The following is a 19582-nucleotide window of genomic DNA, read 5'->3' on the forward strand; positions in this document are numbered from 1 at the left end:
AAACGACTTTATTTAACGCGCATACCTGCGGTGGCGCCCTGATCCGGTGTCAGCAGGAAGATATCGCTGCCGCCCGGGCCTGCGGCCAGTACCATGCCTTCGGATAAACCAAAACGCATTTTGCGCGGAGCCAGGTTGGCCACCATCACCGTTTGCCGGCCAACCAGACTCTCTGGCGTGTAAGCGGCTTTAATACCGGCAAACACCTGCCGGGTTTCGCCGCCGCCGATATCCAGTTGCAGTTGTACCAGTTTGTCGGCGCCCTCCACCGGCTTGGCATCGATAATAGTCGCGACCCGTAAGTCTATCTTGGCAAAGTCATCAATGCTGATGGTATCGCTAATGGGTTCCCGTTCGCCGCTAACAACTTTAACCTCAGCCTTAGCTGTTTCAGCTTTAGCGACTGCAACCGGCTCAGCAGTAGGTTGTAAGTTCTCTTTTGAGGCATCGACCATGGCTTGCACTTTTAGCGGATCGACGCGCTGCATCAGTGCTTTAAAGGGGTTAATCGCATGATTTAACAGTGGCTCACGGTAATTGGCCCACAGCAGTTCGGTATTTAAAAAGGCTTCACTGTCGCTGGCCATTTTCGGCAACACCGGCTTTAAATAATGCATTAACACGCGGAACAGATTCAGGCCCATTGAGCACACCTCATGCGCCTCCTGCTGCTTGCTGTCATCTTTTACCAGCACCCAGGGCGCCTTAGCATCGATATACTGATTGGCTTTATCGGCCAGCGCCATAATATCGCGGATGGCCCTGGCAAATTCCCGCTGCTCATAGCTTTGCGCAATGCTATCCCCAGCGTTAATAAAGTCGGCGAACAGCTCCGGCTCACTCAGGCTGGCGGAAAGCTTGCTGTCAAAGCGCTTAGTAATAAAACCGGCGCAGCGACTGGCGATATTCACCACTTTACCCACCAGATCGGCGTTAACCTTCTGGATAAAGTCTTCCAGATTTAAGTCAAGATCGGTAATGCCGCTGGTTAGCTTAGAGGCGAAGTAATAGCGCAGATATTCCGGATCCAGATTATCCAGATAGGTACGGGCCTTGATAAAGGTACCACGTGACTTGGACATCTTGGCGCCATTTACTGTGACAAAACCATGGGCAAAGATGGCGTTAGGTTTGCGGAAACCGGCGCCGTGCAGCATCGCCGGCCAGAACAGACTATGGAAGTAGATAATATCTTTACCGATAAAATGATAGACCTCGGCGTCAGAATCCGGAGCCCAGTAGCTGTCAAAATCGATACCGGCTGTTTCACACAGGTGTTTAAAGCTGGCCAGATAGCCAATAGGTGCATCCAGCCACACATAAAAGAACTTACCTGGTGCGCCCGGAATTTCAAAGCCAAAATAAGGCGCATCGCGGCTGATATCCCAGCGCTGCAGGCCATCTTTAAACCATTCCTGCAGTTTGTTAGCCATTTCATCCTGCAAGGCACCGCTACGGGTCCAGTCCTGCAGCATCTGGGCAAAGGCCGGTAAATCAAAGAAGTAGTGTTCACTGTCTTTCAGAATTGGCGTGGCGCCGGATACGACCGAGCGCGGGTTCTTTACTTCGGTGGGGCTGTAGGTGGCACCGCAGACATCGCAGCTATCACCGTTCTGATCCAAAGCACCGCATTTCGGGCAATCGCCTTTAACAAAGCGATCCGGTAAAAACATTTCTTTTTGCGGGTCGTACAGCTGGCTGATGGTATCGCGCTTGATGTAACCGCCATCATTTAAACGCTGGTAAATCAGGTTGGCAAAGTACCGGTTTTCGTCACTGTGCGTAGAGTGATAATGATCAAAGGCGATACCAAAGCCGGCGAAATCGGCCATATGCTCAATTTTGGTTTGCGCAATCATCTGCTCCGGCGTGATGCCTTGTTGCTGCGCTTTTAGCATAATAGGGGTGCCGTGCGCATCATCAGCACAGACGTAGTAACACTGGTGACCGCGGGCTTTCTGAAACCGTGACCAGATGTCGGTTTGAATATATTCCAGCAGGTGTCCGAGGTGAATAGGGCCATTGGCATAGGGTAACGCACTGGTGATCAGAATTTTCCGGCTCGACATTGACGATTGCTCTTGAGAATAAATAACTGAAAAGATATGAACTAATGATACTATAACCGGCATTAAATCGCATCCGCACAAGCGGCGTTTCCCAACGATTTGTCAACAAAAGCGATTAGTTTACAAAAAAGCCTTTTAACGGAGTGACCATGTTTAACTGGCTAAAAAAGAAAACTCAGGCTAAAGATCAGACCGCGCCGGACGCGAACGAGTTAAGCGGCGTTATTGAAGCTTTAAGAGCCAGACCCGCTGCTTTTAAATCGATTAAAACCATAGTTCTGGTGGCATCGGGTAAGGGCGGGGTTGGCAAATCTACCACCTCCGCTAACCTGGCGATGGCGTTGGCGGCAATGGGCGTGCGCACCGGCCTGTTAGATGCCGATATTTATGGGCCTTCGGTACCCACGCTATTTGGTTTAACCGGTGAGAAAGTCACGTCACCGGATAATAAATTAATGCATCCGCTACAGGCGCATGGTGTCTGTTTGCAGTCGATTGGCTTTTTGGTTGACCCGGAGCAGGCGTCAGTCTGGCGCGGCCCGATGGCCAGCCAGGCGTTATTGCAGTTACTGAATGAAACCCTGTGGCCTGAGCTGGATGTTCTGCTGGTGGATATGCCACCCGGTACCGGCGATATTCAGCTCACCATTTCGCAAAAGCTGCCGGTAACGGGCGCTGTGGTGGTGACTACACCTCAGGATCTGGCGCTGGCCGATGCCCGCAAGGCGATTACCATGTTTCAACAGGTGAAAATCCCAATCCTGGGCCTGATTGAAAATATGAGTTTTTATATCTGCCCCAGCTGCGGCGCCAGCGATGATGTATTTGGTAGTGAAGGCGGCTTAAAACTGGCCGAGCGCTATCAGGTGCCGGTACTAGGCCAGTTACCGCTGCAAAGTGCACTGCGCCAACAAGCCGATAGCGGTACTGCTTTGACGGCCGGAGATGCCAGCTTGCTGGAGTATTATCAACAAATTAGTCGTGCCTTGCTGTGGCAACTTACCGGTGCCAGCAGCCAGAGCGTGGAAATTGTCATAACGGATGATTAGTAATGAGATTATGTGACCGTGATATAGCCGCTTACCTGGCCGAGGGAAAAATCCGCATCAGTCCGGCACCGGATGCCGATATGATTAGCGGCGTTAGTGTTGATATTCGGCTTGGCCATAAATTTCGGGTATTTCAGGCGCATACCGCGCCCTTTATCGATTTGAGTGGCCCCCGAGTCGAAGTCGATGCCGCCTTAAATGCGGTAATGAGCGATGAAATTGTACTGGAGGACGATGGTGTCTTTATTTTGCACCCGGCTGAGCTGGCGCTGGGTATTACGCTGGAGTCGGTAACGCTGCCGGCAGATATCGTCGGCTGGCTGGATGGGCGCTCTTCTTTAGCCCGTTTAGGCCTAATGGTGCATGTGACCGCGCATCGCATTGATCCGGGCTGGTCGGGCAATATCGTACTGGAGTTTTTTAACAGTGGTAAGTTACCGCTGGCGCTAAGGCCCAATATGAAAATTGGCGCCCTGAATTTTGAACTGATGACAGGGCCGGCGGATAAGCCTTATAACAAGCGCAGCGATGCCAAATATAAAGAGCAGAGCGGGGCTGTCGCCAGTCGTATTAGTCAGGATGATAAGACAGCGTTGTAACAATCGACCGCGCTAAAAAGAAAAAGCCCACGCAAAAACGTGGGCAGCAAGCTTAATATAAAGCAAAATGAAGCGGGATGATTATGCAATAAAGCTGCATAGCTTGGCAATGCTGCTGGCGGCTTTTTTCCATCTTTAGTTGGTTTGTCCGTAACGGACCGGCATTTTGTTAGCACACTTTGATAGCGAGGGAGATACAGCGATGCAATTATATGGTTCTCAGACTTCACCCTATGTCCGGCGGATCCGGCTGTTGCTGGCCGATACGGCGCATCAGTTTATCAATATGAATATTTTTGCCGAGGCTGATCGGCAGAAGTTATTAGCGCTGAACCCAACGTTAAAGATCCCGATGTTGCAGGATAACGACGAGATTATCTTCGATTCTAATGTGATTTACCGGTATCTTGCCGCCAAAATGGGCCTGGCAGCATTAAGTTGGTATCAGGAAAATCAACTCACATTGATTAATGCAGTCAATGATTCGCTGGTCTCGTTGTTTTTATGTACCCGCAGCGGTCTGAATACTAACGAAGATCGGCTGTTCTTTAATGCGCAAAAAGAGCGGATTGCTGCCTCAATGTTTGTGCTGGAGCAGCAGGCCGCTAATCAGGAATTTGCCAACTGGCAATATCCGGCGATGGCATTGTATTGCTTACTGGACTGGGTGATATTCCGCGAATTGTTGGATCTGGAAGATTATCCGGCCTTACTGGCCTTTCATGCAGCCAATCAGCAACAGGCCGGCGCCGCAGTATCGGATCCGCGGCTGGCCTGAGTCAGAGGATAACGATATTCGGTGTATGCGTTCACAATAGCATTATCGTAAAAATCGGATTGCTTTGTCACAAAAGTCTGCAAGGGTGTGATAACGCCCTTGCGCGACAATCAAACGCACAATGTTGACATCAATATTTAAGTAATCGTGTACTAATCCGTTTCGCATCCCAATAATCTGGCGCCATTCTGACAATTCGTCAGCCGTAATCATGCCGTGCTGATGTAGCTGTGAGAAAGTTTGATAGGCGTCGACAGAACTGTGTTGCTGATATCTTTTTAGACAATGCTTGGCCAGGCCAATACTCAATTCTGTTAGCAGTTGTAATAAACGTTCGATAGCCAGGTAGTCACGCCGGCGTAATTCCCCCTGGGCTAAGTCTGCACGCAATTCGTCTAATTGTTGGCAGTAGTCTTGTTTATGTTTGGCGGCTTCAGTTAAATAAAGTTTTAAGCCGGCATCTTCAAACCTCATGACTTGCTTCTCTTTGTTGATACTCAAATAAGCTATTAATCCGCGTTATTTCTTGCCATGCTCTTGCACTACCATCGCTATATATCAGTTGTCCGGTATCAATAATCTGATACGCCAAATAAATCGGTGCTTGGTTGATGTCGACGATAGATATTTTGGCTTCAGATAGGGCGAGCTCTGCGGCCCAATCAAGTGCCAGACAGTGGGGACGATTGTAGCGCGCTAAGTTATCGAGTGCGAAATCATTAAAGGCAACAGCGAGATCATAATCACTGTCTGGCCTGGCTCTTCCTTGTACTCTTGAGCCATATAACCAGATAGCCCCAATATCCGTGTTTTGTTTTGCGAGCTGCGTAATCCGGGATACTATCGGCTCAGAGTTAGTCATCAGTCTGAATAAATTAAGTTTTGAGATAACAAGAGCGTATCAGAATAACAAGGTGATCGCCAGTTAGCTCACAGTTGCATATTCAGGAAAAACACCGGGCTTAACGGCCGGCGGCTTTTAGCAGCACAGGTTCAATCAGCACACTCTGGCTGTCATCAGATAGCCAGATTTGGCCTTCGCTGACATTGCATTGCAGGTTCATACTGCGCTGTACCAACGTGGCCATCTGCTGCACGCTTTGCTCCGGAAGGTCCCAAATTGATAGTTGCTGATAGCGACTAAGCGCATTTTGATTCGCCTGCCACCAAATCGGCACCACCCGGCCACCATAGCAATATAAATGCACCTGTTTTGCCCGGCTACAGGCCTTTTTCAGCCATTTTTCATCGGCCTGACCAAACTCGACCCATAGGTTAACGGTGCCATCCAGCGCCAGATCCCATAGCTCTGCCTCGTCGCTTTCACTGCTTAGCCCCTTGGTAAATTGCAGGGTGTCATTGGCATTCAGCGCAAAGGCCAGTAAGCGCACCATCATACGCTCGTTATTTTCCGACGGGTGCTGTGCCAGCGTCAGGCTGTGGTCTGCATAATAATGCCGATCCATATCAGCAATTTGCAGCTGGACTTTGTAAACAGTGGCTTTAAGTGCCATCAGATGCTCTTTTACTCAGATACGAAAAGGCCGCAGTGTACAAAGCAGAGCGGCCTTTGGCAATGCGCTCAGTGGTGCTTTAGTCATTCAACCTGAGGCGCTTTAGGGAGTTGCTATGTAATCTGCCCCAAATGGTTGTTCCTCCTTCGCTTTGGTATATACTAAAACCTCTGGGAGTGGGGCATTATGCGTTTGACTGAACAACAAATTATGCAAATTAAAGCCGTGGTATCTGCAGAGCTTGGCAGTCAGGCGACAGTGACGTTATTTGGTTCGCGGCAACGCGATGACGTCCGTGGCGGGGATATTGACTTACTGGTAAGCAGCACTAATGAAATCAGTCAGCCCGCTTTAGTTGCTGCCCGCCTGGAAGCTAAAATAATACAGCGTATCGGCATACAAAAAATTGATGTGTTATTACAAGCGCCAAATTTGCAACGCTCAGCAATTCACCAGATTGCGGCAAAGGGTATACCGCTATGACCACACTATCTGATGAACAGTTACGCCTGGCTTTTCTAATTCGTGTTATCGACAAGGAGCGGAAACAACTCGCAGTAACCTTGCAACGCTTATTTAATGCGCCACTCACACCCGAGCGTTTGCAGCAACTGGATACTGATCCAGCGTTTTCCGAACAACTTGATGCTTTTGCCAGCCGTTTTGCCAGGTTACAAGACAACCTTGGCGATAAGTTGTTGCCGGCTACCTTGGCTGCATTGGGTGAGCACAAGGGCCCGGTCTTGGATAATCTAAACAAGGCGGAGCGTTTTGGTTGGTTAGAATCTGCTGAAAATTGGTTATTGGCCCGGCAACTGCGAAACAAAATGGTGCATGAATATATAGAAGACTTGCAGCTATTGGCTGATGCACTTAATAGCGCAGCTAACTTTACGCCGTTGTTAGAAAATTTTGCGATGCAATTGATTTCGGCGCTGGAACAACGCAATCTGCTTCCTAGTAATTCCTTTTAACCGCAAAGCCATAAAATTTCAGCTAAATTCAGCATCGAAGGCCTGACTCTGGTACGTAATCATGCCGGAGTCGGAAGCGGTGGTATTTTTTGTTGTGGTGTTGGGTGGTGGTGTAATTTTCGTTGGCGGTGTAACCTTCGGCGTTGTTCGGTTTCTCTGTTAGTTCCCGCATTGCTGAAGGAGGCAAGCACTGATTATGGCTGGTTGTAAACGGATTAGTTTTGTTTTGATCTATGCTGTGTTTTTACTCACTAGTTGTTCGTTATCGCCTGCCAGCCCTCATTATCCGTTAGCCGAATCCGGTGCATTGAATGTGACCTTATTAGCTAAGTTACCGGCTGAGGTTGATGAGTCATCGGGCCTGGCAATGCGTGATGGTAGGTTATGGACACATAACGACAGCGGCCATGCCGCTACCTTGTATCAGTTATCCGAGGCGGGCGATGCGATTAGCCGGCGGGTGCATATTAAAAATGCGGCAAATTACGATTGGGAAGCATTGGCACAGGATAGCGACTGGTTGTATATCGCTGATTGCGGTAACAATATTGGTGATCGCAGCTGGCTGCAAATTTATAAAGTAGCCTGGCAAGATTTGGATCAGGCTGAGGACGGCGCCGAAGTGGTTGCGAAAAGAATCATGTTTCGGCTCGCAGATACCGAGCCCTCAACCCGTCCGCATGCCCATAACGATGATTGCGAAGCGCTGACGGTGGTGGGTGATGAACTGTGGTTGTTTACTAAAAACTGGCAAGATCGTCATACCCGGTTATACCGACTAGATAAAACGGCAGCAGTTCAGGAAGTCGTCAGTAGTGAGCGGTTTTTTACAAATGGTTTAATCACCGGCGCCGATTTTGACCCTGACACCGAACGCCTGGCGTTAGTCGGTTATCGGTTGGGGTTTCTGAGTGTGGCTGCTTTTATTTGGCAGCTTCCTGTTATTAATAATACGCCGCAATGGGAATTGGGACAGTACCATGTTATTAGACCGACGCGGCAGTGGGAGGCCATTCTGTGGCATCAGGGTGATCTGCTGCTAACCAGTGAGGCTAGCCTACTAGGCGGGGCTAGCCTTGGCCGTATCGCATTATAGTTAGCGTAGCTGATGCCGAGTAAGCCCGCCCCTTGATTACTTTCTTTTACGGCGCAATCTCAGGGCTAATAACCTGCACTTAAGATACCCGACTTAGCAGCTGCTGTAGCAGTGGTTTTTACTAAGCTGCAAGGGCAGTTAACAGTTTAACTGCCCAATTTTAGTTAAAACGCGCATTTACCTACGCCGGCGTTTGCCAGCACAAAGTTTTTCACTTCTTCAGTGCGTACCAACTTATAATCGTAAGGCACACGCAATACTGCGGTAGCAAGCATATCCGGCCCGGCAATGATACCGTCTGCAGGACTTTCAGCCCATTGGGTGTTAATCAGCATATTATCCCGGGTATCCCAGTAGCCGATGTTGTTTGAATAGAAAGACACCAAAGGATTTTTGGCGTTTTCAAACACATTGGCTTCAACCCGCAGAATAGCACCCATGCGTGAGTTCATCCCGGTTTCCAGAATATTATGATAATAATTGTTAAACAAATGCCCCTGACCAAAGCGGAACAGCGGAAGTCTGGAATTTACGTTTTCAAACCTGTTATGGTGAAACGTAATACGTCTGTCATAGCTATCAGAGTCGCTTGAGCCCCAAAGTGAGGTTTTCCAGCTGCTATGCAGGTAGTTAAATGAGATAGTAATATTATCGATATCCCGCTTACCGCTCACCAGTTCATCATAGAAATCTTTATGAACGTCCAGGCTGTTTGAGATTTCATTATGATCGATCCAGATATTACGGGCCGGCCCCTCAATAGTAATGCCGTCTTTATCGCCAATATTGACGTTTCTGATTTTTAAGTTTCGGATTATCACATTCTGGGCGCGGAACACTTTTAAGCCAATACCATCCAGAATACCGTTTTGCCCGACACCAATAATGCTGACATCCCGCATATCCTTGATGTCAAACTTATTAAATCCGCCTGAGTTAGCCGGAGTGATAGTGCCATTAACCCGAATGGTAAGTGGCCGGTTTGGGTCTTTGTTTGCCAGCGCCTGAGCTAATTCCAGCCCCGTGGTGACGGTAACCCGGGTGGAGCGGATACCCAGACCGCCTGTTGTACCCCCACCCAGTGAGGCATAGCCTTGCGGGCTGTTGGCACAGGCATTAAAACTGCCATAAATGGGTTGGCCGTCGATGCCTGGCGGCACTGGATCGACAGGGCCTGGCGACGGATCAGGAGTTGGGTCAGGTGTTGGATCGGTTGGTGGAGTGATCGGAGAAGGTTCTGGCGCATCATCATTCAGGTATATCTCAAATTCTGCAATTTGTGGCGCGCCAGTCGCACTGATAATCAGCAAGTTAAGCTTTTTCATACTGACATTGCCCAAATTGACTTGCAGTTCACTACCAATTCGATTGCCTGTCGCCAGTACGGCACCGGTGTCGTGGTTCACCAGGCGCCAGCTGGTTACCTGATCACCAAGTTCACGCAAAATCACCTGATTAAAGTTAATGGCGGTACTCCATTTTACCGAGACGCGCTCGTTACTGGTGGAATTTGGTTGCCAGTACGAGCTTAAATTACCGTCTTTGACAAAGCCATAGCTGGTATTGCCGAATTTACTGGTGCCGTCTGCACCCGCACCCGGGCCACTGATGGCAAGGTTATTCGCGGCGGTGGCCGGTAAGGCGCAGCATAACAGGCTTACAGCGATTAATGTTCTCATCTACATTGTCCTTGTTAATATTATGCCAGCGGGTTAGTTGTTTTTTTGGGTGTTTGCCGGCGGGTTTGACGAGCTAACAACAAGCCTGAAGCTAGCAGTAATAAAGTAGCAGGGGCCGGTACCGGGGCTCCGGGTTGCGAGGATGAAACGCCAAAGCGCAGGTTATCAAAGGCTGACCACTCTGTAGCCTGAGCAAAACTTACTGAGCGCGCTATGCCGCTAAAGCTGATAGAAGCAAAATCCCAGGTACAAAAATAGGAGTCTCCGGCACATAATCGGTCAAACTGATTGCTGATGTTTAACGAAGCCAGCAGATTACCCGTGCCAGCCAAACCATCAAAAATCATAATTTGCCCAACTTGCGCCGAGCTGTAGTGCAATGCAAAGGCATCAGTAAAGCCCGCTTCGAAATTTAGCCAGCTTGCTGGCCCCTCAAAGAATAGTAGGGTTTGACCTGAGGGTAGGTTGGTAAAACCGCTGCTGCCATCGTCGGCGGCAACTGCCGTAAAGGCGCCACTTCCAAATGATATGCCGTGGTTAACGCCTTGATTCCCCGCACTGTCAAAGCCACCATTATAAAAGTTCAACAAATTGCTAAAATCGCCGGCGCCTTCAAAATCCAGCTCGACAATGCTTGCTGATGCCGAGTAGCTGAAAAGTGTCATGCCCGCACACAATACCCAGCTTAGATATTTGTTCTTACGTAACATCGAATTATTCTCCTGATTGATAGAGCACAAAAAATGTGCCGGAATCAATCTAGATGACATCCAATATGTCGGCTATTTCAGATATGGAAAATTTGATGTTAATTGATTTTGTGTAGATTAATTAATAACTTGATATTTTTGTTATAACAAAAAAATACCATAGTTGGAATTTTTTAGCGCTGGGCTGCTTGCAACGCGATACGACTGATGAATTGTAATGCACTTGCCAACTTACCCGATGAATAAGCGAGTAAGCTTGAGCAGCCTTTACTAAACTTATCGAGTTGATAAAAATAAGCTCAAGTATGATCTACAGCCAAAGTTAGTAACCAATATTAGTTACTTATCGAGTTGTAACCAAAAATGGTTTCTTATTTGACTTGTAACCGAATTTGGTTACTATTGGTGTTAAGTCCCATGCTACTGAGATCCTTATGCCGCCAATTTATGCAGTGCTTACCGGTGATTTCGTAAATTCACGCCATGTAGCGAGTGAGCATTACGACACCATTTTGTACCAACTTGAGCAGTTATTGCTTTCACAAACGGATCAATTGGCGTGCAGCTTTAATTTTTATCGGGGTGATGCTTTTCAAATCCTGTTACCAAAGCCGCAAGCTTCGGTAATGCTGGCTTTTTATATCCGTTTAACCATGCTTAGTTTGGGACAGGATTGTAAAATTAGTATCGGTATAGGGGGAGTGAGTAATTTACGCAAGGACGTAAAAAGTGCCAGTGGTGCCGCCTTTATCTTATCTGGCAATGGCTTGGATAAACTTGTCTCCGGGCAGCGCTTGGCCATTTTCAGTGAGCAAGCCGAGCTACAGCAGGTACTGGGTGTGCCTTTGCGGTTGGCTGATGCCATGTTAAGTAAGTTAACCGCCCGCCAAGCTGAAGCCTTGTTGTTATACCTGTTAGCTCCTGGTAGCTCGCATGATGCTATCGCAAGTAAACTGGGCACATCCAGAGCAAACGTGACAAAATTATTGAACAACAGCCACGCAGATTATCAGTTGGTAGAATCGTTTTTGGCATATTGCGAGCACCATATTACAGGACGTATCGGATGAGTGATTTAAGTCTGTTTCTTAGTTTAATCCTGGTTCATCTACTTGCTGATTTTTTCTTGCAGCCAACCAGTTGGGTTGTTGCAAGGTCAGATAGACATTGGCGCTGTGCCGCTTTGTATTATCACGGTTTGGTGCACTTCGGCCTTAACTTGTTTGTATTAGTTAGTTGGCATTTTTTAAGTTGGCCCAGCATGAGTTTGTGGAGTGTTATTGCTTTTGCGCTAATACTTGCCATCAGCCATATACTCATTGATCTGGTTAAGTCCTATTACAGTGGGCTAGGCTATTTTATCGCTGATCAATTGTTGCACGTGTTGATAGTGGTAATAGTGTGGCTGTGTTTAACAGACATTGGCTTTGGCGTGATATTGCAATATGTTAAATCATTACTCGACGCTCAGAATTTACTGATATTACTCGCGTACTTGCTATTAATGAAACCGGCATCCTTATTAATCAGTTTAGTACTGGCAAAGCTGGTAACACCTAAGTCGACCAGTAAGCAAGGCTCTCCGGCTGGGGGGCATTTAATCGGTATTGCCGAGCGCTTACTAATCTTAACCTTGATACTGGTTGAGCAATACTCAGCTATCGGGTTGGTTGTGGCGGCGAAGTCGGTACTGCGCTTTAACGATTTGCGGGATTCACATGACAGGGCACTGACAGAATATATTCTGCTTGGTTCATTACTGAGTTTTAGTATTACTTTACTGGTCGCTATCGCCTTGCTAAATGCTCGTTAATGACTAACCGGCAAGGAGTAATTTCAGGATTAAGGCGTCGACTTGATGATGGCTAAAAGATTAATTAAGCAGGTGAACGAGAAAACTTTTTGAGTGAGGATTAAATGGTCGGTACGGCGGGATTTGAACCCACGACCCCTGACACCCCATGACAGTGCGCTACCAAGCTGCGCTACGTACCGACGTAGGGCGTATCATAATGATTTCGGTATGAAATGCAATGCGCTTTTGTGTGAGTGCAGCTTTTTTACGCAGCGTTGCTGCTCCGATGTTTTCGACAAAGTTATTGCGGTGCTGGCGAATTCCGTCTGAAAGAGTAGAATACGCCTCTTTATAATAATTAGCAGTGTTGTAAGCTTGTGAGCGACATCCAGAACGATCCTTTTGCCGATATCCGGCCTTATCATGACCATGAAGTTCAAGCCGCTATTGGCCGGCTGATTGCCGATCAGGAATTTATTGCTGCCATTTTGCATTACCGCTTTCCGCATCTGGCCGGCAGTTTTGGCTGGTTGCTAGCGCCGGCGGTCAAGTTTTTCCTAAAACGCAAATGGGCCAAGCTGCGCTCTATTGCGCAGGTGCAGCTGCAGGTTGCCGCCTTTATGGAGCGGATGCTGAAAACCTCGACCACTGCGATGACCTTTAGCGGGATGGAACATTTAAAGCCGGGTCAGGCGTATTTGTTTATCTCCAACCATCGCGATATTGCGATGGATCCGGCGCTGGTTAACTGGTGTTTGCATAAGCATGGCTTTGAGACGGTACGGATCGCCATTGGCGATAACCTGCTGCGTAAAGCCTGTGCTACCGAGCTGATGAAGCTGAATAAAAGCTTTATCGTCAAACGCGGCGCCAAAGGGCCGCGGGAAATGCTGAAAAATCTGTCGCAACTCTCGGCCTATATTCGCCATTCGTTGGATGAACAGCAATCTATCTGGATTGCGCAAAAAGAAGGCCGCGCCAAAGATGGTAATGATGAAACCGATCCGGCAATTCTGAAAATGTTTTATATGGAAGGCAAAAAGCGCGGTGACAGCTTTGCTGACTATATGCGCAACCTGAATATCGTGCCGGTGTGTTTATCGTATGAGTTAGATCCCTGTGATCAGGATAAAGCCAGAGAACTTTCTCACAAACAGCATCATGGTAATTACCAGAAAGGTGAGTTTGAAGATATCGATGCCATTATCAAAGGCATTGTCGGCTTTAAAGGCCGGGTGCATGTTGCCTTCGCTAAACCGTTAACTGATATTCCGGCGGATGCTGACGCGCTGGCCGCGATGATTGATCAGCAGATCTGGCAAAACTATAAACTGTTTCCGGTTAATTATCTGGCCGCAGGTGACAGCGCCAAAGCCGATGCCGCACAGCAGGCAAGCTGGCAACAAAGGCTGGATGCGTTACCGCCGGAGTCGCAGCCGTTTTTAACACAAATGTATGCTGCCCCGGTGCTGAAACAGCATACGCAAGCGGCTGAAAGGCCGGTAACTAACGCCTGATGGGCTATCTCGTTGGTGTTACGCTGTTATGGGCGTTTTCATTTAGCCTGATTGGTGTGTATCTGGCCGGGCAGGTCGATGCCTATTTTGCGGTGCTGACCCGAATAGCGCTGGCATTGCTGGTATTTTTACCCTGGTTGCTGCGTTATCCGATAAAAGCCGGCTTGGCGCTGCAGCTAGCCGCGCTTGGTGCGGTGCAACTGGGGCTGATGTACCTGTTTTATTATCAGTCGTTTTTGTTGTTGTCGGTACCACAGGTACTGGTATTTACCATCTTTACCCCGGTTTATATTACGCTGCTTTACGATGTGCTGGCCGGGCGCTTTCAGCCGCGCTTTTTACTGGCGGCGGCAATGGCGGTAGTGGCCGCGGCGATTATGCGTGATGGCATGCCGGCACCGGATTACTGGCTTGGCTTTTTGGTGGTGCAGGGCGCTAACCTATGTTTTGCTGCCGGGCAGGTTGGTTATAAACGGCTAATGCAGCAAGGTGAAGCGCCTGCCAGCTTGCAATACCAGCAGTTTGGCTGGTTTTATGTCGGCGCACTGCTGGTGGCACTGCCGGCTTGGTTTATCCTCGGCACAGCCCAATATCCGGTTAATGCCACGCAGTGGGCCGTATTATTATGGCTGGGGCTAGTTGCCTCCGGCGGCGGTTATTACTGGTGGAATAAAGGCGCCAGTCTGGTCTCCAGTGGTACTCTGGCGGTAATGAATAATGCACTGATCCCGGCGGGTTTGCTGGTAAATCTGTTAATTTGGAACCGCAGCGCCAATCTTTGGTCTCTGGCTTTGGGCTCGGTAATTTTGCTGGCGTCGCTTTGGTTATGCCGGCCGGCAAGACAGGAGTAAACCGATATGGCACGACAGGTCACCTACTTATACAAGGGGCAACGCAAAGTCATTGCCTTTAGTTTTGATCGCTTTCGCGACCCTTATGAAGCCGCCGCGGCGGAAGAGGGCATTGACTTAACGCAGTTTCTGGCGATGGAAAAGCAATTAATGCAAACCGCTAAAGATAAGTCGGCAATTAAAAACTATCGATTACAAACATTTAGTAAATTTGGGTTTGCAGAGATCGCCTTTGTGCGCGAGAATCCGCCAACAGAAGAATAACAGTCTGCGCGATCCTATTGGATTGCCGCAGCGTATCAGCCTACAACCAATGAGTTTTGTTATGAAAATTACCGCAAATTTTGACAGTGGCAATATCGAAGTTATCAATGCCACCGATCCGAATAATATTCAACTGGCGATCCGTAAAGACAATATGTCGGATTTTTACCAGTGGTTCCATTTTCGCTTAAACAGCCCCCATGCCCAGGTGCATAAACTGCACATTACCAATGCCGGCAAATCGGCCTATCCGGATGGCTGGAAAGACTATCAGGCAGTGGCCTCTTATGATCGGCAGAACTGGTTCCGGGTCGAAACCGAATATGACGGCAATACCCTGACCATTACCCATTATCCGGAAGCCGAGTCAGTTTATTTTGCTTACTTCGCGCCTTATAGCTACGAGCGGCATATGGATCTGTTGCATCAGGCACAAAACGACTACAACTGTCAGCTGGTTGAACTGGGCGAAACCCTGGATGGCCGCGATATGAGTATGCTGGTAGTCGGTGAGCCGGATGACAGCAAAAAGAAAGTCTGGATCATTGCCCGGCAACACCCGGGTGAAACCATGGCCGAGTGGTTTGTCGAAGGCTTATTAGATCGCCTGCTGGATGAAGATGACGGCGTAGCGCGTAGCCTGCTGGCCAAAGCCGTGTTTTACATAGTACCTAATATGAACCCGGATGGCAGCGTGCGTGGTCATCTGCGTACCAACGCCGTTGGCGTTAACCTGAACCGCGAATGGCAAAACCCGAGTATGGAACAGAGCCCGGAAGTGTTCCTGGTGCGCCAGAAGATGCTGGAGCTGGGACTGGATATGCTGCTGGATGTGCACGGTGATGAAAACCTGCCGTACAACTTTGTCGCCGGTGCCGAGGGCGTGCCTTCCTATAACGCCAAAATGGCGCAGTTAGAAACTAGCTTTAAGCAAGCGCTGCTGGCGGTAACACCAGAGTTTCAGACCACTTACGGCTATGATCGCGATGAGCCGGGCAAAGCCAATTTAACCGTGTGTTCAAACTGGGTTGCCGAGCAATTTAAAACCCTGGCCTATACGCTGGAGATGCCGTTTAAAGATAACGCCAACCTGCCGGATGAAGCCTATGGTTGGTCAGACGTACGGTCAATGAAACTGGGGCAGGATGCGTTAACGGCGATTTTGGCCGTAGTTGATGATTTAGGTCAGTAATAACAACCTAACCACACAGGAACAGCAGATGGCAATTATTTCCTGCCCGGTGTGCCAACACCGGGTTTCTAACAAAGCAGCAGAGTGCCCGAAGTGTAAAACCGATCTGACTGCGGCCACGCCGGAGAAACTGGCGGCGCAGCATCGGGATCGGATGCTCAGACAGTCACAATCACTGATGAATCAGTCGATGTTGGCGTTACTGCTGTTTCTTGGTGGCTTCGGTATTCTGTACTGGTGGCAACCGGAAACCGGCAGCTATAACGAATATGTCTCAACGGCGGCGATCGCGCTGGGTTTTATCTGGTATGTGGTTTGCCGCGCCCGGATTATCTGGTTAAAGCGTAAGAAGTAGTATGGATTTTAATGCACTGGTCAGCGCTATGGCGCCTGACACCTACGAAAAACTGGCGCAGGCGGCCGAAACTGGCCGCTGGGCCGATGGCACGCCGCTGTCTGACGAGCAAAAAGCCCACACCCTGCAACTGGTGATGGCTTATCAGGCCAAGGTAATGAAATCGGACGAGATTTTTACCGTTGGCGCCGATGGCCAAATTGTCCATAAATCCAAAGCTGAATTAAAAAAGCAATTTTCTGATCCTGCCGCTATCGCAAGGTTTTCACACGATGATCTTTAAACGCTGGTTTAAACCCAAATGGCAACATCAGGATGCCGCAGTACGCCTACAGGCGCTGGAAAGTCTGGATCCGCAAAATACCGAACATAAAAACACCCTGCATGAGCTGGCCTTTAATGACGGCGCCGAAGCAGTGCGCAAGGCTGCGCTGCACCGCTTAAATGATTTTGCACTATGGTGGCAAGCCAGTAAGCAGGACGCTGCCGAGCGCCTAAAACTTTATGCCGAGCAACAGCTGATCCAGCAGTTGCTAACCGGTAAGGTGGCCGCAGGTTTAAAACAGAAATTTATCGAACAATGTCAGCGCAGCAGTATTCTGGAGCAACTGGCACTGCAGGATAGCGATGTTAGTTTGCGCTTTAGTTTGCTACAGCGGCTGGAGCGTCAGGATCTGGTGCTGCAAAGCCTGCAGGATGCTGATTTCCCGGTGGCGTTAAAAGCGCGCTTACTTACCGACATCCAGGATGAAAAGCAGCTCGATAAGCTGGCGAAGCAATTGCCGGGCGAACTGGCCGAGCAGGCGGCACAACAACTGGCCAAGCTACAGGCAGATAAGCAGCGCCCGGTAAAACTGCGCAAAGAACTTACCTTGTTACTGGCCAAGTTAAATGCGCTTCGCGAGCGCACTAACCTGAGCGACGTGCCGGCACTGCAACAGCAACTGGCGACCGAATGGCAGCAGCTGGCTGCCGATCTGCCGTTGTTACCTGAGGCCGAAGCGGCACAGTATCAGGATAAGTTTCAGCAGTTAAACAGCAAGTTATCCGACTGGTTAGCACCCAAATTAGCCGAAATTGCAGCAAAGCAGCGGGAGGCTGAGCAGCAGGCTCAGGCTGCAGCCAGTTTTCAGCAGTTACATCAGGCGGTAACGGCATTACAGCAGCAAATCAGTGTACAACTGACTGCGCTATCCTCTCTGACGCCAGAACAGCTGTCATTGTTAGAAGCGGCGCACCGTGAACTGTTACAGGAGCTCTCTGCCGCCCCCCTGGCCGAAAGAGAGCAACAACAGCTTTCGGTACAACTGCAAAATCTGGCGCAGCAGCTTAGCGCCTTGCCGGCAGCTGCGGCAAAGTTGCAGCAACTAACGCTGTTAGTGTCAGAGTTTAGCGATATAGCACTGCCGCAAACCGCAACCGATTTGCCAGTGGCGGAGCACCATTATTCGCAGTTTAAAGCCAGCTGGCGGCAGCTGGAGCAGGGGCTGGGTTTACCTGTGCCACAGCCATTACTGGCCGAACGCCAGCAACTGCAGCAACGCTGGAAAGAGGCACTGACCGGCTTGCAGCAACAGCAACAACGCCAGTTACGGCAATTACGCAGCAAATGTGCAGAGTTTAAACGCTTGCACAGTGCCGGCCGTTATAAGGTCTTGTTTGGGCTCTATAAAGGTCTGACCGAGGATTATCAGCAGCTAGACACCAGCTTACAGCAGCAAGCCGAGCGGGATTTTAGCGAAGTTAGCGCACTGTATCAGGCGCTGAACGAGCTGCAGCAATATATTGCCACGCCGCGAAAACGCGAGATGCTACAACAGATGCAGCAACTCTCTGCTGAGCCGCTAACCGATGCCAAAGCGCGTGCTGAGCAGGTGAAGCTCAGCCGCGCTAACTGGAACTCGCTGGGTAAAGCCGATCCGGCGGAAGACGATAGCCTGAACCAGGCGTTTGACCTGGCCTGTGAAGCTGCCTTTGCCCCGTGTCGCGAGTTTTTTGCCAAGCAGGATGCCGAACGTGCTGCACACTTGGCGCAGCGGCAGCAAATTCTGACCGAACTGGCGTTATTGCTGCATACAGAGCTGCCGGAAAAAGCGCTGGAACAATCGCTGCGTCAGTTAACCCAACGCTGGCGTGAGGCCGGCGCGGTAAACCGGCAGGATTATCAGGCGTTACAGCAACAGTATCAGCAACTTACCCAGCAGTTAAAAGCCCGCTTAAACCAGGCACAGCAAACCCAGGCCGCAGCAAAACAGGCATTGATTGACGATGCCAAAGCCGCATTATTGCTAACCGATGCTGGCCAAACGGCGTCGGTGTTAAAAGAATTGCAGCAACGCTGGAAACAACTGGGTTTTGCCGGCAAGCAACAGGATCAGAGCTTATGGTTAGAGTTCCGCGCACTGTGCGATGGGTTCTTTAATCAACGTCAGGCCGAGCATCAGGCGCAGCAAGCCGCGCAGCAGCAGGCGTGGTCGGCCCTGCAACAGCAGTTGCAAGATATTACTCAGGCGCTGACTGCTGCCACAGACTTAAGCACGGTACAACAGCTGCAACAGCAATTGCAGCAGCTGAGCTTGCCGGATCTGGCCGAAGCCCGGGCCGCGCGTGAACAACTGGCCGCTGAATTAGCCAGTAAAGCCGCCGGTATGCGTCAGCAAAAGCACAAAGCCGAGTTAAACCAGTTATTCGAAGCGCTGGCTGCAGGCCAGTGGCGCCCAGAGCTGGTACCCGCCGGTTATCGTGATGCTTTACAGGGCGCAACACCGCCACTAAGCCGACGCGAACTAACGGTAGCCTTAGAGCTGTTAACCGGGCAGGGCGCAACTCAGGTTGAACCCGGCGAAAAACAGCAGGTGCAGTTAGCGCTGTTATCAATGAAGCATAACGGTGGTCAGCAGGTTAATGCCGAGCAATTACTGCAACACTGGTTGGCACACGGCCCGGTCGCTGCCAACGAACAACCGTTATTACAACGCGTCGCCGCACTGTTTTAACAGCATCACGACTCCGGTACGCCTGCCGTACCGGAGTCGGTTCTGCGATAGTGGGCGCATCAAAGATCGCTCCGACAAGCGATTTTCTCGATATCGTCAAATATAACTATAAAGAATATAAGAGAGGAATTTGCAATTAGATTT

At 49.6% G+C, this 19582-nt stretch carries 21 protein-coding genes and 1 tRNA gene; 15 read left to right on the top strand and 7 right to left on the bottom strand.

What is annotated here, in order from left to right; genetic code table 11:
• Nucleotides 1-8: 8 nt before the first annotated feature.
• On the bottom strand, nt 9-2069 hold the full coding sequence (gene metG, locus AEST_RS08370; protein ID WP_008608419.1) for a methionine--tRNA ligase: 2061 nt from the start codon (nt 2067-2069) through the stop codon (nt 9-11).
• 143 nt (nt 2070-2212) lie between these two features.
• On the opposite strand from metG, the gene apbC reads away from it, so the two are divergent.
• From apbC to AEST_RS08385, 3 genes are all read left to right on the top strand, one after another.
• Nucleotides 2213-3118, top strand: coding sequence for an iron-sulfur cluster carrier protein ApbC (gene apbC / locus AEST_RS08375; RefSeq protein WP_274517115.1), 906 nt, complete (start codon nt 2213-2215; stop codon nt 3116-3118).
• A 2-nt stretch (nt 3119-3120) separates the two neighbouring features.
• Nucleotides 3121-3717 (top strand): dCTP deaminase, encoded by a 597-nt coding sequence (gene dcd, locus AEST_RS08380; RefSeq protein WP_008608421.1) that lies wholly within the window; start codon nt 3121-3123, stop codon nt 3715-3717.
• Nucleotides 3718-3919: 202 nt separating this feature from the next.
• Nucleotides 3920-4495 (top strand): glutathione S-transferase family protein, encoded by a 576-nt coding sequence (locus AEST_RS08385; protein ID WP_008608422.1) that lies wholly within the window; start codon nt 3920-3922, stop codon nt 4493-4495.
• Nucleotides 4496-4537: 42 nt separating this feature from the next.
• On the opposite strand, the gene hepT is transcribed toward AEST_RS08385, so the two are convergent.
• The 3 genes from hepT to AEST_RS08400 form a co-directional block, all read right to left on the bottom strand.
• Entirely contained in the window at nt 4538-4969 is a 432-nt protein-coding gene (hepT, locus tag AEST_RS08390; RefSeq protein WP_008608425.1) for a type VII toxin-antitoxin system HepT family RNase toxin, read from the bottom strand.
• A complete protein-coding gene (gene mntA, locus AEST_RS08395) occupies nt 4959-5357 on the bottom strand; it encodes a type VII toxin-antitoxin system MntA family adenylyltransferase antitoxin (protein WP_039925304.1) in 399 nt (132 codons plus the stop codon). Before mntA ends, hepT begins: the two co-directional genes overlap by 11 nt.
• A 100-nt stretch (nt 5358-5457) precedes the next feature.
• Nucleotides 5458-6009: a YaeQ family protein gene (locus tag AEST_RS08400; protein ID WP_008608428.1), complete on the bottom strand. Its 552-nt coding sequence runs from the start codon at nt 6007-6009 to the stop codon at nt 5458-5460.
• A gap of 186 nt (nt 6010-6195) precedes the next feature.
• On the opposite strand from AEST_RS08400, the gene AEST_RS08405 reads away from it, so the two are divergent.
• The 3 genes from AEST_RS08405 to AEST_RS08415 all read left to right on the top strand — a co-directional run bounded on the left by AEST_RS08405 (nt 6196) and on the right by AEST_RS08415 (nt 8079).
• On the top strand, nt 6196-6492 hold the full coding sequence (locus AEST_RS08405; protein ID WP_008608429.1) for a nucleotidyltransferase domain-containing protein: 297 nt from the start codon (nt 6196-6198) through the stop codon (nt 6490-6492).
• The gene (locus tag AEST_RS08410; RefSeq protein WP_008608430.1) at nt 6489-6983 is read left to right on the top strand and encodes a hypothetical protein; all 495 of its coding nucleotides are present in this window, start codon (nt 6489-6491) and stop codon (nt 6981-6983) included. The genes AEST_RS08405 and AEST_RS08410 overlap by 4 nt, the downstream gene beginning before the upstream one ends.
• Before the next feature lie 196 nt (nt 6984-7179).
• The gene (locus tag AEST_RS08415; protein WP_008608431.1) at nt 7180-8079 is read left to right on the top strand and encodes a hypothetical protein; all 900 of its coding nucleotides are present in this window, start codon (nt 7180-7182) and stop codon (nt 8077-8079) included.
• A gap of 164 nt (nt 8080-8243) precedes the next feature.
• Here AEST_RS08415 and AEST_RS08420 read toward each other — a convergent pair whose 3' ends face one another.
• Nucleotides 8244-9758: a pectate lyase family protein gene (locus AEST_RS08420; protein WP_008608432.1), complete on the bottom strand. Its 1515-nt coding sequence runs from the start codon at nt 9756-9758 to the stop codon at nt 8244-8246.
• A 20-nt stretch (nt 9759-9778) separates the two neighbouring features.
• Complete coding sequence (locus AEST_RS08425) at nt 9779-10468, bottom strand: hypothetical protein (protein WP_008608433.1); 690 nt, start codon at nt 10466-10468, stop codon at nt 9779-9781.
• 392 nt (nt 10469-10860) lie between these two features.
• On the opposite strand from AEST_RS08425, the gene AEST_RS08430 reads away from it, so the two are divergent.
• Together AEST_RS08430 and AEST_RS08435 are read left to right on the top strand one after the other, a co-directional pair.
• On the top strand, nt 10861-11538 hold the full coding sequence (locus AEST_RS08430; RefSeq protein WP_141686134.1) for a hypothetical protein: 678 nt from the start codon (nt 10861-10863) through the stop codon (nt 11536-11538).
• A complete protein-coding gene (locus tag AEST_RS08435; RefSeq protein ID WP_008608435.1) occupies nt 11535-12281 on the top strand; it encodes a DUF3307 domain-containing protein in 747 nt (248 codons plus the stop codon). The genes AEST_RS08430 and AEST_RS08435 overlap by 4 nt, the downstream gene beginning before the upstream one ends.
• Before the next feature lie 105 nt (nt 12282-12386).
• Here AEST_RS08435 and AEST_RS08440 read toward each other — a convergent pair.
• Nucleotides 12387-12463 (bottom strand) — tRNA-Pro (locus tag AEST_RS08440).
• A 177-nt stretch (nt 12464-12640) separates the two neighbouring features.
• Here AEST_RS08440 and AEST_RS08445 point away from each other — a divergent pair.
• The 7 genes from AEST_RS08445 (at nt 12641) to AEST_RS08475 (ending at nt 19438) form a co-directional block, all read left to right on the top strand.
• Complete coding sequence (locus AEST_RS08445; RefSeq protein ID WP_008608436.1) at nt 12641-13780, top strand: 1-acyl-sn-glycerol-3-phosphate acyltransferase; 1140 nt, start codon at nt 12641-12643, stop codon at nt 13778-13780.
• Nucleotides 13780-14631, top strand: coding sequence for an EamA/DMT transporter family protein (locus AEST_RS08450; RefSeq protein WP_008608437.1), 852 nt, complete (start codon nt 13780-13782; stop codon nt 14629-14631). Before AEST_RS08445 ends, AEST_RS08450 begins: the two co-directional genes overlap by 1 nt.
• Before the next feature lie 6 nt (nt 14632-14637).
• Nucleotides 14638-14895 (top strand): DUF2960 family protein, encoded by a 258-nt coding sequence (locus AEST_RS08455; RefSeq protein WP_008608438.1) that lies wholly within the window; start codon nt 14638-14640, stop codon nt 14893-14895.
• Nucleotides 14896-14956: 61 nt separating this feature from the next.
• Complete coding sequence (locus AEST_RS08460) at nt 14957-16087, top strand: M14 family metallopeptidase (protein WP_008608439.1); 1131 nt, start codon at nt 14957-14959, stop codon at nt 16085-16087.
• A 28-nt stretch (nt 16088-16115) separates the two neighbouring features.
• Nucleotides 16116-16442, top strand: a complete 327-nt coding sequence (locus tag AEST_RS08465; protein WP_008608440.1) for a hypothetical protein — start codon at nt 16116-16118, stop codon at nt 16440-16442.
• 1 nt (nt 16443) lies between these two features.
• The gene (locus tag AEST_RS08470) at nt 16444-16725 is read left to right on the top strand and encodes a YeaC family protein (RefSeq protein WP_008608441.1); all 282 of its coding nucleotides are present in this window, start codon (nt 16444-16446) and stop codon (nt 16723-16725) included.
• Nucleotides 16715-19438: a DUF349 domain-containing protein gene (locus AEST_RS08475; RefSeq protein ID WP_008608442.1), complete on the top strand. Its 2724-nt coding sequence runs from the start codon at nt 16715-16717 to the stop codon at nt 19436-19438. The genes AEST_RS08470 and AEST_RS08475 overlap by 11 nt, the downstream gene beginning before the upstream one ends.
• Nucleotides 19439-19582 lie beyond the last annotated feature (144 nt).

This window comes from Alishewanella aestuarii B11, assembly GCF_000280055.1.
In the GTDB taxonomy this organism is placed as follows: Bacteria; Pseudomonadota; Gammaproteobacteria; order Enterobacterales; family Alteromonadaceae; genus Alishewanella; species Alishewanella aestuarii.